A 13,250-nucleotide genomic window follows, 5' to 3' on the forward strand; every position below is an offset into this window, starting at 1 on the left:
TTTTGCGTTCAAATCATCCCTCCGCTCTCCGTGCTAACGGGGGCGGGGCAGCGGGCCAAGGGATTTGATGCGCGCGCTTGCGTTAGCCGGCGGACGGGGTCTCTGCAGGATCGGCAACAGGTTCCTGTTCCGGCGCTTCCTCATCCTCTGCACCGATCAGGTCGCTGCCGTCGCCCGGCATGATGAAGACGCGTCCGGTGCGGCCTTCCTTGCGCAGCTTCTCGTATTTCTTTGCGCGTTCGCCGAGATATCGAGCGACCGAGGGTGGAATGCGCGTCCCGTTGAGGCGACCGTCGCTATACGTGGCGTTGTAGCCCGGCTCACGCTGACCACCAGCGAGGTCGGCAATGGTTTCTTCGTACTGATTGACCTTCACGCCGGATTTCGAAGCGAGCAGCTCCGCGACCTCGTCTTCTGCAAATTTGGCGAGATGCGCTTTCAGATCATCGCCCATTTGCGGAAAATAGAAAGGTGCCGCTTCCTCATAGATCGCAGAAACCAGCAGGTTCTTGCCGAAACCCTCCACTCCGCGCAGCGAGTTCACGAATTCGGTCGCCCCTTCACGAAGAAGGCGCTCGGTGTTCTCGGCGGTATGGGCTTCCCGCTGGATGGAAGGGCTGCCCACGTCGCCACGGAAAAAGCCGTAGATTACCTTGGCGTCTTTCCAGTTCGGGTAAACAATGCGCGTGCGAATGTCCTTGGGGCTCATCGCTACGCCACCAACCGTGATGAAAGCTGTTTCATCAAGAGGGGTTTGGTTTGCGCCAAGCAGGAGGCGGGACGGTGCCTTGAGCGGGTAATTCAGCGCGATCTGCTCGATTATGGCGACGTTATGCAGGTTGATCCAGAAAGCCAGCTGCTCGGCCCGGGGCAGGGTCGCGATATCGATCTGCGTGCCAATCTGTTCGAGATCCTGTCGGTACTCGGTGAATGTCGCAATCGCTGCTTCATCCATGAGTGAAAACGGGATGCGGTTGCCTTCCATCCTGACACGGGATTTATGGCCCCAGACAAAACGCGTTCCCAGCGAGGGGTCAGGCCTACCTGCCCCGTCGCGCGTGGAAAGACCCATGCGCAGGACCATGTATTGCAAGGCGTCCTGCCAGATCGAATAATCCAGGGATGTCTGCTTTTCGGGCCGGGGCACGAATCTTTCGAAGCCGGCAACCGCTACCTCTGACGAGGCGGCGGTACCAACGGGCCGTTGTTGCGCTGAAGCAGAAGTGGATATTGCGCACGCCGCTAACAGGGCAACGGAAGCAAAAAGACGGTCTTTCACGATCAATCCCTGTCAAAGTAGCGATGACTGCATTTTATACGTAAAAATGCGTCGAAGGTGCCTGCGACAATACAAGACTCTGCAATAACAAGGCCATGTGGCCTGCCGATGAACCGATGCCATTCGTCGATGCATTGTCGGTATTCGAAGTCGTTGCATCGGCCTGAGCAAAAAAGGCGGAGTAGTCATCGAGTGACGCTCCGCCTCTTTAAACCGGTAATCGGGCTGGCTTACTTCGGAGCAAGCACCATCAGCATCTGGCGTCCTTCGAGGCGCGGGAAGCTTTCCACCTTGGCGATCTCTTCCACATCGTCGCGCACGCGGTTGAGCAGGTCCATACCCAGCTGCTGGTGCGCCATTTCACGGCCACGGAAGCGCAGAGTGCACTTCACCTTGTCTCCGTTTTCGATGAACTTCACGACGTTGCGCATCTTCACGTCATAGTCGTGCGTATCGATGTTCGGACGCATCTTGACCTCTTTGATATCCTGGGTCTTCTGCGTCTTGCGTGCGAGGTTCGCCTTCTTCTGCGCCTCGTAGCGATATTTGCCGACATCGAGGAACTTGCACACCGGCGGGTCCGCATTGGGGCTCACTTCGACGAGGTTGAGGCCCAGTTCGTTGGCCTGCTCGGTCGCTTCGCGGGTGTACATCACCCCCAGGTTTTCACCTTCGTGATCGATCACGCGGACCTTGGGGACATTGATCATGTTATCGTAACGCGGGCCGCTTTTCACGGGCATTTGCATGCTGCGCCGGGGTGGACGGGCTATGGGGCATTCTCCTGATTCTGCCGTTTTGTGTGGTGGCTATGTAGGGAGAAACACCGCAAACCGCTAGTGGTGATAGCTATGCGGCTTTCCATAGCGGGAAACGGGCCAGTTTGCCCTTCGCCGGAACCACGGCGTCGATGCGTTCGGCAGGTTGCAGCGCCTTCAGGATTGCCGGGTCTGCCGCGTTCATGCCGCCGGTGTAAGCTCCGAATGCCGGGAGTATCATTCGCCCGCTGGGTTTTCCGTCGGCGCCTTCATTGGCGCTGACAACGGCGCACGGCCGGCGGATCATCCGCTGGCGGATCTTGAGTTGGAGGCGAGGGTGGTAGTGACCCGACAGCTCCGGACGGTTCTCGCCCTTCTTGGCGCGGTGGCGCAGGATTGTGCCGTTGATCTCGATCTCTTCGACTAGCGTGCCGCCGCAACGCGCCTCCATGTCGGGATCGTGGTTTCCCGTGATCCAGACCCAGTCGACGGCCTTGGTAAGAGCTTCCAGCATGCCGCAGGCGTGCGGTTCGAGCCGGGCGGAGCCTTGCGAATCGTGAAAGTTGTCGCCCAGCGTGATGACCCGCCGCGCGCCGGTCTCGCGAATGGCGAGCGCCACCCGCTCGAGCGTCTCGCGGCTATCATAGGGCGGTATCATCTGGCCGTGCCCAGCGAAAAAGCTGCCCTTTTCGAGGTGAAGGTCGGCGACCAGCAGCGCACGTTCGCGCGGCCAATAGAGCGCACGGCCCTCCGTGAGGAGCCATTCCTCGCCAGCGAACGAAAGGGGAACCATGGCTCGCTATTGCCGTAGCTGCCTGCGAATGGCAAGGCCTCTCGCATGACCGACTGGACCGAGAATACCCAAGCAGCACGCAGCTGGTTCGAGACCCTGCGCGACCGCATCTGCGCCGAGTTCGAAGCGATCGAACGAGAAGCCGGATCGGATGCGCAGTTCCAGTACGATAGCTGGCAGCGTGAAGAGGAGGGCAATGCCGATCCCGGTGGCGGCACGCGCGGGTTGATGAAAGGCAAGGTCTTCGAGAAAGTCGGCGTGAACGTCTCCACCGTCCGGGGCAATTTCGCGCCCGAGTTCGCCGGTTCGATCAACGGCGCGACGGCCGAAAATCCCGGCTTCTCCGCGACCGGCATCAGCCTCGTCGCACATATGGCCAATCCCCATGTGCCGGCGGTCCACATGAACACCCGCTTCCTGACGACCAGCAAGGCCTGGTTCGGCGGCGGTGCGGACCTCAATCCTCCGTTGCCGTATGAAGAGGACACCGAGGACTTTCACGCCCGCTTCCGCGCTGCATGTGCGGCCCATAACCCGACCTATTACGACCGGTTCAAGAAATGGGCGGACGACTATTTCTACATTCCCCACCGCGGTGTGCATCGCGGGGTAGGGGGCATCTTCTACGATCACCTGGAATGCGAAGACGACGCCGCTTTCGAGCGCAATCTGGCTTTCACCAAGGATGTCGGTGAAGCCTTCCTCGACATTTTCCCGCAGCTGGTGCGCCGGCGCATGGGCAGCGAATTCGATGATGCGGACAAGCGCCAACAGCTCGAATGGCGCGGCCGCTATGCTGAATTCAATCTCGTCTATGACAGGGGCACACTCTTCGGCCTCAAGACGGGCGGCAATATCGATGCCATCCTGATGAGCCTGCCGCCCGAGGCGACGTGGAGCTGACTACTCGGCCGGTGAGTAAACGCGCACCCAGTCGACGAGCATTTCAACTTCGCCGCGCTTCACGGCTTCTACCGTTTCGGCGGGAATGCCCGGATAAGGTTTCTCGATACGGTTCGTCTTGAACGGATAGGCGCCGCCCATGGCGAAGTTCAGGATCAGGTACTTCTCGTTATCGAAGCGCCAGTCGCCATAGTTCTCGACCATCGGCTTGGTGACGCGGTAGAGGACGTGATCGTCGATCAGGAAGTCGATCTGCGTGTCGGTCCACTCTACGGCGTAGGTATGCCACTGGGTGACATCGACGCCATCGGGAAAGAAGAACTTGTTCACGATGGGCGTTTCGCCCGAGTAGCCGGGGCCGTGGAGGGCAACGCCGATCCAGTCCTTTTCTCCGACGTACTCCATAATGTCGATCTCGCCGGTGCCAGGCCACTTGTCGTTGCCCAGCAGCCAGAATGCTGGCCAAACGCCGACGTTGTCGGGCAGCTTGATGCGGGCTTCTGCCCGGCCATGCATGAAGTCGAACTTGCCCTGGCTCTCGATCCGGCCCGAAACGAACGGCGCATTGCGATCCGCCTTCGTGTCGGCGCCGGGCTTGAATACCGGGCGCAGGACCAGCGCGCCGCCTTCGGCACCTGCTGCATCACCCGTGAAGGCGATGACCGAAGGATCGTCGATGTAGGCCTGCTGCTCGTTGTTCACCCAGAAATCGGGGCCGATGACGATCCACTTGTCTCGGTCGAGCGCGCCGTCGTTGAATTCGTCCGCGAAGATCAGCTCGCGCTCCGGCGCAAATGCCTGGGCCAGTGCCTCGCCCGCGTCATGATTATGCGCGTGTGCCGCCGGCGCAGTGCCGAGCGTGAGGGCGCCTGCAAGTGCTAAGGTCAAATGGCGGGTCATAGTTGCCTCTCCGAAGTCGTCTGATAACGTTCACAATACGCGAACCAGCTTCTTTTGCGAGCCCCGTGCTTACGAATTCAACGCGCGGGGTGGAAAGCTGTGCCGCGATCGTGGATAGGGCGCAAGGATTTGAAATACGCGTCCAAACCGAAAGGGCGCATCCTTTTCGGAGAGTTCTATGTACCGCCTCGCATCCGGCATCGCCATCCTCCTCGCAACTGCGGCCTGCACCACGATGGAAGATCGTGACGGCATGCCTATCGTGACAGAACCGATGGTGGCACCCATCCTCACCACGCCGGAGGCGCAGGACAATCTCACCTATGCCGAGCCCGAAAAGGCTCGCGTCACGCATGTCGCGCTCGACCTCGCGCTCGATTTCGCGGCGAAGCGCGTCGGTGGGACTGCGGACCTTCGCGTGCTTGCCGATCCCGGTGATGAAAGGCTGGTGCTCGACACCAACGGCCTCGAAATCTCGCGCGTTACGGATCACGTTGGCCGCGATCTGACATTCGAAATCGGTGAGCAGGTCGAAGAGGGAGGCAAGGGCGCTCCGCTGACCGTGATGCTCAATGGCGTACGGAACGTTCGCATCCACTACATGGCGCCTGCGGATGCCGAGGCGCTGCAATGGCTTTCGCCCGAACAAACCGCCGGCGGTGAATATTTTTTCCTCTTCAGCCAAGGGCAGGCGATCCTCAATCGCACCTGGATCCCGACGCAGGACAGCCCCGGCATCCGCCAGACCTGGGAGGCCCGGATCACCGCGCCCAAGCCGCTCGACGTGGTGATGAGCGGGGTAGCGCAGGGCGAACCGGAAGACCTCGGTGATGGCCGCCGAGCATTCCGCTTCGTGATGGACAAGCCGGTGCCGCCCTACCTGATCGCGATTGCAGCAGGCGACATCGATTTTCGGGCGATCGGTCCGCGCACAGGCGTGTGGGCAGAGCCCTCGGTCCTCCCGCGCGCTTATGCAGAAGTCGGCGATACCGAGGAAATGGTGGTCGCTGCGGAAGAGCTTTACGGAGAGTATCGCTGGGGACGCTATGACATGATCGTCCTACCGCCTGCATTCCCTTACGGGGGTATGGAAAACCCGGTCATGACCTTCCTCACCCCTACCTTCATAGCCGGTGACCGCTCGAACAACGGCCTCGTCGCACATGAACTGGCGCATAGCTGGTCGGGCAATCTCGTGACCAATGCGGTCTGGGGCGACAGCTGGCTCAACGAAGGTGTCACCACCTATTTCGAGAACCGCATCGTCGAGGCGGTTTATGGAAAAAAGCGGGCCGAGCAGGAGGCCGCGCTGATGTACGCAAATATCCAGGAAGTGTTGTCCGAGGTCGGCAATGACGCTCCTGGCACGGCTCTCAGCACCGATGGCGGATACGAGCTTGGTAGTGCAATCGCCTATGACAAGGGCGCTTTCTTCCTGCGGACGGTCGAACGCATCGTCGGGCGCGAACGCTTCGATGCGTGGCTGCAGCAATGGTTCGACAACCACGCCTTCCAACCCGCCACCAGCGAGATGTTCTATGACGACATGATGCAGAACCTCGTCGCTTCCGAACAGGAGGCGAAGGCCATGATGCTGCGCGACTGGATTTTCGCGCCGGGCTTGCCGTCCAACGTGGCCAAGCCCGAACCCGCAGCCTTCGCCGCGGTCGATGCGGCGGTAGAGGCCTATGCCGCGAGCCGGGTTATCCCTGCTGCGTACTCCGGCTGGACGGCTGCCGAGCAAATGCGCTTTCTCGACAATTTGCCTGCTACTCTCTCGGCAGAGGAGCTGGCGCAACTGGATGCCAGCCTCGGTCTCTCCGGCACGGGCAACAACGAGATCCTGTTCCTCTGGCTCGAGATGGCGCTCGAAAATCGTTATGCGCCTGCCGTGCCCCTGGCCGAAGAGTTCCTTGCCCGGGTCGGACGCGCCAAGTTCGTTCGCCCGCTGTTCGGTGTTCTCTGGGACCAGGGCGATTGGGGGCGGCCTATCGCGCAGCGCATCTATGCAAAGACCCGCGACAGCTATCACGCGGTGACACGTGCGGGAGTGGACCGGGTAATGGCAGCGGACTGATTGCATCCGCTGCACGCGGCGGTGCAGCCAACGCCATTGAGCGGACCATCAGGAACGATTAGGCAGCAGGTAACAGGGAGAAGCGCAATGCCCTCAAGCCTTTCCGCCCGCCTTGCCCCGATCGCGATATTACTCGCTCCGCTGGTGGCCATTCTCGCTGCTCGCCTAGCTACCCATAGCGATCTTGCCGCGCGACATCCGCGCACCGCAGCGCTGTTGTTTCTCTGGATCGCTGCCGATGCGCTGACCCTTGCCGCGATTGCCAAGGCCTCCAAGAACCGTCCCGGGCTGAGGGTCCTCTTGGGTACGGTCGCAGCAGGCTGCATCGTCGCGACGGTGGCTGCTGCAGGCCCCGTGCGCGAGGCTTTGCTCGACATGCGGGCGGTGGTGGTCGCGATGACGCTGACGGTGATCGCTTATCTAGGCTGGAGCGCTGCCGTTGCGATGCGCTCTTATCGTAGAACCGGATCAGCCGAAATGGCGGCGTGCGAGGTATTGCCAGCCAATCTCGTCCGCTTCGCAATGTTCGAAAGCAGCATGATGCGCCTGGCACTCTTCAAGTGGGGCGCGCGGCCGCATGTGCCCGAAGGCGCGCAAGGCTTCGCCTATCATCGCGTGATTAACCCGATGATCGCGGCTTTTCTCGTCCTGCAACTGATCGAGATCGTCGTCGTCGATCTTCTTGTCAGCCACTGGAGCCGCCTTGCGGCGCTTGCACTGCTGGTGCTTGGCATATGGGGCGCGCTGTTCCTTATCGCGCTGATGAAAGGCTTCCGGCTCTATCCGATCCTCCTGGACCGGCAATTCCTACATGTTCGCGCAGGGCTGCTGATCGACCTACGTGTCCCGATCGATGCAATCGAAGCGCTGGACCCTTCTATCACCAAGGCAGAAGCCGATCGGGCTGACGTCCTGAACGCCGCGCTCTTATCTCATCCCAATGTAATCCTGCGTCTGCGCTCGCCCATTCTGCATGCAAACCTGTTCGGGAAGACCCGCATGCTGCGACGAGTAGCCTTCCGGCTGGACCAGCCTGCACCGTTCATCGAGGCACTCGAAGCCCGTTTGTAGGATTTTTGCGTTGCATTGCAGCACGCTTTAGCCACATCGTGTGAGCCGAGATGCTGCGACAGTACGAACTTGTTGAACGGGTCAAGGAATATGACCCCGACGCCGACGAGGCGATGCTCAATCGCGCCTATGTCTATACCGTGCAAAAGCACGGTACCCAAACCCGGGCGAGCGGGGACCCGTACTTCAGTCATCCGGTCGAAGTTGCCGGTCTGATGACCGACCTGCAGCTCGACCAGGAAACCATCGCTACCGCACTGCTGCACGATACCGTCGAGGATACGCTCGCGACGATTGACGACATCGAGGCCAATTTCGGCACCGATGTCGCGCGGCTGGTCGATGGCGTGACCAAGCTTTCCAAGATCGAGCAGATGCCCGAGAACGAGCGGGCCGCCGAAAACCTGCGCAAATTCCTGCTCGCCATGAGCGAGGATATCCGCGTGCTGCTCGTCAAGCTGGGCGACCGGCTGCACAACATGCGCACGCTGCATTTCATCAAGAAGCCTGAAAAGCGTCAGCGCATCGCACGCGAAACGATGGATATCTACGCGCCGCTGGCAGAGCGCGTGGGCATGTACGAATACATGCGCGAGATGCAGATGCTGGCGTTCGAACAGCTCGAGCCGGAAGCATTCGAAACGATCACCCAGCGGCTCGACCAGATCAGGCAGGAAGACGGCGGGCAGGTCGATGCCATCGCGCTCGACATGAAGCACGCGCTGGCGGAAGCAGGCCTCACCGTAGAGGTTTCGGGCCGCGAGAAGCATCCGTATTCGATCTGGCGCAAGATGGCCGAACGGCACGTGTCCTTCGAGCAGGTCACCGACATCATGGCGTTCCGCATCATCACGGACAACGTGACCGATTGCTACCGCGCGATGGGGGTGCTGCACACGACGTGGCAATTCCTGCCGGGCCGTTTCAAGGATTACATCTCGACGCCGAAGACCAACGGTTATCGCAGTCTCCATACCTCGCTGATCTACGGCAAGTCGATGCGTGTCGAAGTGCAAATCCGCACGCGAGAAATGCACCAGACGAACGAATTCGGCCTTGCCGCTCACTGGGCATACAAGCAGGGCGACAAGCCGGACGGCCAGGTCGGCTGGCTGCGCGACCTGATCGAGATCGTCGATGCCAGCCACGATCCGGAAGAGCTGCTCGAGCATACGCGCATGGCGATTTACCAGGATCGCATTTTCGCCTTCACCCCGAAGGGCGCATTGTTCCAGCTGCCCAAGGGTTCGACGGCGGTCGATTTCGCCTTCGCCGTTCACACCGATCTTGGCGCCCAGACGGTGGGGGCGAAAATCAATGGTCGCCACATGCCGCTGCGCACGCAGCTCAACAATGGCGACGTGGTCGAGATCCTCAAGGGCAAGAACGCCGAGCCGCAAATGAGCTGGCTCGGCTTCGTCGTCACGGGCAAGGCGCGCGCAGCGATCCGCCGCGCCGTGCGACTGAAGGAACGGGCCGAAGTCGCCGACATCGGCCAGAAACTTTACGACGAAATCGCCTCGCGCGTGCCGGCAAAGATCGGGAAGAAAGCCTTGCGCGCGGCGCTAACGCGTCTCGATATGGAGGAGGAGGACGACCTCTATTATGCCATCGGATCGGCAAAGATCGCCGATCGCGAAGTCATGGAGGCGCTCGTCCCCGGCTGCACCGAAGGTCTGGCCGATGACGATGCCGAATGGCTGCGCAGCGGAAAGTCGCTGTCCATTCGGGGCCTTACTCCCGGGGTCGGATACAAGCTGGCGGAATGCTGTCACCCTGTCCCCGGCGATCGCATTGTCGGCATTCGCAAACCCAATGAGGGGGTGGAGGTTCATGCAATCGATTGCCACGAGCTTGCCAGCGGGATCGACACCGATTGGCTCGATCTGTCCTGGGGCAAGCGTTCGCGGGGGGCAGTCGGTCGTCTCAGGGTTACATTGTACGACCGTCCGGGTACATTGGCCGAGATGGCGGGTATTTTTGCCAAGAATGTCGTGAACGTGAAAAGTCTCGAGCAGGTGCAGCTCGACCATCCTTTCACGACTTACGAAGTCGATCTGGAGGTGCAGGATCTCGCCCACCTCACCCGTATCCTGAGCGCACTGCGCGCCAGTGACTCCGTCGCACAGGCCGAGCGCGCATGAGCTTGCTAACCGGTATCGATCACGTCCAGCTCGCCATGCCCCATGGCGGCGAAGTTCACGCCCGCAAATTCTGGGGCGATCTGATGGGCCTGGAAGAAGTGGCGAAACCCGGCCACCTAGCCGTAAACGGCGGCTGCTGGTTCGAGGGCGAGGGCATCTCGATCCATTGCGGTGTGGAAGATGCATTCCTGCCAGCGCGGCGTGCGCATCCTGCATTGCTGGTCGAGAATCTCGGAGCCCTGGTGGCCAAGCTCCAGGCCGCAGGGATCAAGTTCAAGCCAGGCAAGGAACTGGAAGGATATCGCCGCGGAGACGTGGACGACCCCTTCGGCAATCGCATCGAATTGATGGAAAAGCTCTAGCGCGCGGGCGGACGGACCAGCACGGCGCGATGGCCGGGCAGGGTCAGGATCAGGCGATCGTTTTCGACCCGCATTTGCGGCGATCCAAAAGCAAAGCGCGCGAACAATACGTCGTTCGGTTTTTCCTCACACCACTGCAGCGTGCAGATCATGCTCCGATCCAGGGCGCCGCGAGGTTGATCCAGATCTTCGAAGCCGCAGGAATTGCACCCGTCGTGAAATCCGGAAATCTCGCCCCAGCGGACGCCCAGGGAATAACCACCATCACTCACGTCCACCCCGTCGATCTCGACGAATTTCCACCCTCCGTCCTCTTCCGGCGCGGCCACCATGTGCCACAGGGTCTCGCCCGGCGGCAGCGTAACGTCCACGATCACCGCAACCAGCGCAATGCCGAGCCCGCCCGCGGTGAGCCAGGCCAGGCGTTTGTGGTGCTGGCTCCGGCTCACAGGAGTTCGAGTTCCAGAGTGAGCTCATCACCCTCGACAAGGTCTTCCCGCTTCATCACCTTCTTCGACACAAGCAGCACCCATTCCGACTTCCGGTTCTGGGGAAACACCGAAGTCTTCCAATGGGTTCCGCCGATCCGGGCGATGACCTTTACCGACCCGAAACCCCGGCGGCTGCCGAATTCAAGGCGGGAGAGAGCTTCGTGCATGGCGATGGCTTCGGCCTGTTCGCCGGTTAGCGTCACGAGATGATAGGTCCCGCGCTCTCCCCGCCATTGGCGCAAGGGAAGGGTGCAGGTGAGGGTTTCGCTCACTCGCCCGCGCGGCGGATGGGGACAGGAATATTGCAAATATCCGCGCCGCCTGCCGGGACGATGAAAAACGGATCGCGGCGATTGGCGCGTGCTTCGATGTATCTGGCGAAGGTCTCTCCTTCGGTAGACAGGTACTCGAAAGCCGGGCGCTCTGCAGTTGGCAGGTCGCTCGCCACGCGCACGGTCACGATGGGTGTGCGCTTGGCCGCTTCCTCCTCGGTATAGAAACCGAGCGCTCCCGATCCGCGCGGCAGCGATGAGAGATGCTCCATCCCTTCGATAATCCGTCCGACGAGCGCGATGTTACGGTCGAGATGACGTGGAGCATGACCGATCACGGTATACAGTTCCGCCCCTGATCCCGTGTCCGGCGAATAATTACGTCCAACTCCGACCATGCCATAACAGTGTACCGGCCAGACCCCCGAGGACTTGCGCCCACCTTCAGCAAAATCCCGGGCAATCGGCCAACCGAGCACGATACTGGTCAATGGGGCGTAGGCATCACCGGTTTCGACTTTCTCGAACTTCACGCTCGATGCATCGCCCGACTTTAGCGCTTGCTCGAAGCCTTCCGGGACAGGAACCTCTCCATTGGCTGCAATAAGGGCGTTGCGCATCATCATGGCGCCAAGATGATAGTTCATTCGAGGGCGGCCCCGAGGGTCGGGGACGGACAGCAATCCGCTCGTGGTGTAGTCGCTCTCGTCCATCACCTTCAGGCCTTCGGGCAATAGCTTGGGCTCGCCATCGGCTTCGGGATTGTCGTAGTTGAGGTCGCCCCACTGGACGACGTAATTGTCCTGCACACGGTTCACGGTGATGTCATCGTACCAGCCCGTGCGGGCGAGAGTGCGGATGTTCTTCACCCAGCCTTGGCTGAAGGGAGCGGGCATGAGCTGGATCACAACCTCTCGTTCCGTCCCGTCGGACGCCGGCGCCAGGGTCATCACCAAAAGGTCTTCAGCGGGTATGGAAACCCAATCCTCGGCCTCGGCGCCCTCTACGATCTCGTTCGGCGACGGCGCTCCGGCAGGCTCGTCCTGCGCTGCGAGCGGAGAGGTCCATGAAGTGGTAAGAGCGAACGCTGCGGCGAGCGAAATCAAGGGTTTGTTCATGGGTTCGGAGCCTGCCACGCAATCGGACAAACAAAAAGCCCCTTTTCGCGCGTTTTGAGGGGCGAAAAGGGGCTCTGAAGCGATGGTCGCAGGGAATGCAATTCCGCGCACCATCGCGACTTGGGGGGTGGTAAAGTTGCAACGAGCGCCCCGCGCTCGGGTTCCAACGGTTCATCGCAAATTTTCACAGCTGGAGAAAATGGCGGAGCAGGAGGGATTCGAACCCTCGATACGGGGTTACCGTATACACACTTTCCAGGCGTGCGCCTTCGACCACTCGGCCACTGCTCCGCGATCTCGATCGGGCTTCCCTAAAGCGCGTGTGGCAAGGGAGCGGCGTCAAGAAGGCGCGCCTCTAGCGGTCTTAGCAGCGTGGTGCAAGCAGGCAAACGCCCATGCTTCACGCAGTCGCTCGTCAGTGGGTGAGTTTGCGACGCATACGGTAGCGCCCGTTTTCGAATTGCTCGAAATATTGGTGCACGTCAGGGTGCGAGACCGGACCGGTGAGTGCGTCAATCACCAGGTTCTGCTGGCTGACGTAGGCGACGTAATCGCTCTCGTCGCTCTCTGCCAGCAAGTGATAGAAAGGCTGGTTGCGATCCGGGCGAATTTCCTCGGGGATCGACGAATACCATTCTTCACTATTGGCGAAGACGGGATCGATGTCGAAAATGACGCCGCGGAAATCGAAGGTCTTGTGTTTGACGACATCGCCGATGGCGAAGCGTGTCTTGATTCGGCGTGGCGCCTCGAGAGTGCGACCTGCCTGGGCGGAGAAAAACAAAGTCCTGTCCATGTCACGAGAGGATATGGGAAGTTCCCGCCGACGAACAAGCCTCGTCCCGCCTCCGTCCCCCGTTTTCTGGTCCGAAAGGACTTGGCAAGCCTGACGCACACGGCTAATGGCCCCCTCGCTTCGACCGAGGCCCGAGGGCCCATCAGGCACACCCGACATGCGGAGAGGTGGCAGAGAGGTCGAATGCGCCGCACTCGAAATGCGGTATACGGGCAACCGTATCGTGGGTTCGAATCCCACCCTCTCCGCCAGTCACCCCCAGCACTCGTCTCTGTTTTCAGGGTAA

At 60.8% G+C, this 13,250-nt stretch carries 13 protein-coding genes and 2 tRNA genes; 6 read left to right on the forward strand and 9 right to left on the reverse strand.

Translation table 11 applies throughout. From position 1 onward, the window contains the following. Nucleotides 1–82: 82 nt before the first annotated feature. The 3 genes from GRI34_RS12810 to pdeM form a co-directional block, all read right to left on the reverse strand. A complete protein-coding gene (locus tag GRI34_RS12810) occupies nucleotides 83–1,147 on the reverse strand; it encodes a DUF547 domain-containing protein (RefSeq protein WP_160596264.1) in 1,065 nt (354 codons plus the stop codon). 362 nt (nucleotides 1,148–1,509) lie between these two features. Continuing rightward, nucleotides 1,510–2,028: a translation initiation factor IF-3 gene (infC, locus tag GRI34_RS12815; RefSeq protein WP_090477735.1), complete on the reverse strand. Its 519-nt coding sequence runs from the start codon at nucleotides 2,026–2,028 to the stop codon at nucleotides 1,510–1,512. Nucleotides 2,029–2,128: 100 nt separating this feature from the next. After that, nucleotides 2,129–2,830 carry a ligase-associated DNA damage response endonuclease PdeM gene (pdeM, locus tag GRI34_RS12820; RefSeq protein ID WP_160596265.1) on the reverse strand — a complete coding sequence of 234 codons (702 nt, stop codon included), beginning with the start codon at nucleotides 2,828–2,830 and terminating at the stop codon, nucleotides 2,129–2,131. A 45-nt stretch (nucleotides 2,831–2,875) separates the two neighbouring features. On the opposite strand from pdeM, the gene hemF reads away from it, so the two are divergent. Next, on the forward strand, nucleotides 2,876–3,733 hold the full coding sequence (hemF, locus tag GRI34_RS12825) for an oxygen-dependent coproporphyrinogen oxidase (RefSeq protein ID WP_160596266.1): 858 nt from the start codon (nucleotides 2,876–2,878) through the stop codon (nucleotides 3,731–3,733). Here the strand turns inward: hemF and GRI34_RS12830 are convergent, their stop codons facing one another. Further along, nucleotides 3,734–4,633 (reverse strand): glycoside hydrolase family 16 protein, encoded by a 900-nt coding sequence (locus GRI34_RS12830; RefSeq protein ID WP_160596267.1) that lies wholly within the window; start codon nucleotides 4,631–4,633, stop codon nucleotides 3,734–3,736. It abuts the gene before it with no gap. 178 nt (nucleotides 4,634–4,811) lie between these two features. On the opposite strand from GRI34_RS12830, the gene GRI34_RS12835 reads away from it, so the two are divergent. The 4 genes from GRI34_RS12835 to GRI34_RS12850 all read left to right on the forward strand — a co-directional run bounded on the left by GRI34_RS12835 (nucleotide 4,812) and on the right by GRI34_RS12850 (nucleotide 10,287). After that, on the forward strand, nucleotides 4,812–6,710 hold the full coding sequence (locus GRI34_RS12835) for a M1 family metallopeptidase (RefSeq protein ID WP_160596268.1): 1,899 nt from the start codon (nucleotides 4,812–4,814) through the stop codon (nucleotides 6,708–6,710). Nucleotides 6,711–6,797: 87 nt separating this feature from the next. Further along, on the forward strand, nucleotides 6,798–7,781 hold the full coding sequence (locus GRI34_RS12840; RefSeq protein WP_160596269.1) for a hypothetical protein: 984 nt from the start codon (nucleotides 6,798–6,800) through the stop codon (nucleotides 7,779–7,781). A 50-nt stretch (nucleotides 7,782–7,831) separates the two neighbouring features. Beyond that, entirely contained in the window at nucleotides 7,832–9,925 is a 2,094-nt protein-coding gene (locus GRI34_RS12845) for a RelA/SpoT family protein (RefSeq protein WP_160596270.1), read from the forward strand. Next, on the forward strand, nucleotides 9,922–10,287 hold the full coding sequence (locus GRI34_RS12850; RefSeq protein ID WP_090477756.1) for a VOC family protein: 366 nt from the start codon (nucleotides 9,922–9,924) through the stop codon (nucleotides 10,285–10,287). Before GRI34_RS12845 ends, GRI34_RS12850 begins: the two co-directional genes overlap by 4 nt. Here GRI34_RS12850 and GRI34_RS12855 read toward each other — a convergent pair. From GRI34_RS12855 to hspQ, 5 genes are all read right to left on the reverse strand, one after another. Further along, nucleotides 10,284–10,736, reverse strand: coding sequence for a hypothetical protein (locus tag GRI34_RS12855; RefSeq protein ID WP_160596271.1), 453 nt, complete (start codon nucleotides 10,734–10,736; stop codon nucleotides 10,284–10,286). The genes GRI34_RS12850 and GRI34_RS12855 overlap by 4 nt on opposite strands. After that, nucleotides 10,733–11,050, reverse strand: coding sequence for a DUF1905 domain-containing protein (locus GRI34_RS12860; protein WP_160596272.1), 318 nt, complete (start codon nucleotides 11,048–11,050; stop codon nucleotides 10,733–10,735). Before GRI34_RS12860 ends, GRI34_RS12855 begins: the two co-directional genes overlap by 4 nt. After that, on the reverse strand, nucleotides 11,047–12,168 hold the full coding sequence (locus tag GRI34_RS12865; RefSeq protein WP_160596273.1) for a peptidylprolyl isomerase: 1,122 nt from the start codon (nucleotides 12,166–12,168) through the stop codon (nucleotides 11,047–11,049). The genes GRI34_RS12860 and GRI34_RS12865 overlap by 4 nt, the downstream gene beginning before the upstream one ends. A 200-nt stretch (nucleotides 12,169–12,368) precedes the next feature. Continuing rightward, nucleotides 12,369–12,459: transfer RNA gene (locus GRI34_RS12870), tRNA-Ser, on the reverse strand. Between the two features lie 124 nt (nucleotides 12,460–12,583). Then, complete coding sequence (gene hspQ / locus GRI34_RS12875; RefSeq protein WP_160596274.1) at nucleotides 12,584–12,964, reverse strand: heat shock protein HspQ; 381 nt, start codon at nucleotides 12,962–12,964, stop codon at nucleotides 12,584–12,586. A 161-nt stretch (nucleotides 12,965–13,125) separates the two neighbouring features. On the opposite strand from hspQ, the gene GRI34_RS12880 reads away from it, so the two are divergent. Next, a tRNA-Ser gene (locus GRI34_RS12880) sits at nucleotides 13,126–13,215 on the forward strand. The last annotated feature ends 35 nt before the right edge of the window (nucleotides 13,216–13,250 follow it).

It is taken from the genome of Qipengyuania aquimaris (assembly GCF_009827445.1).
GTDB classification, from domain to species: Bacteria; Pseudomonadota; Alphaproteobacteria; order Sphingomonadales; family Sphingomonadaceae; genus Qipengyuania; species Qipengyuania aquimaris.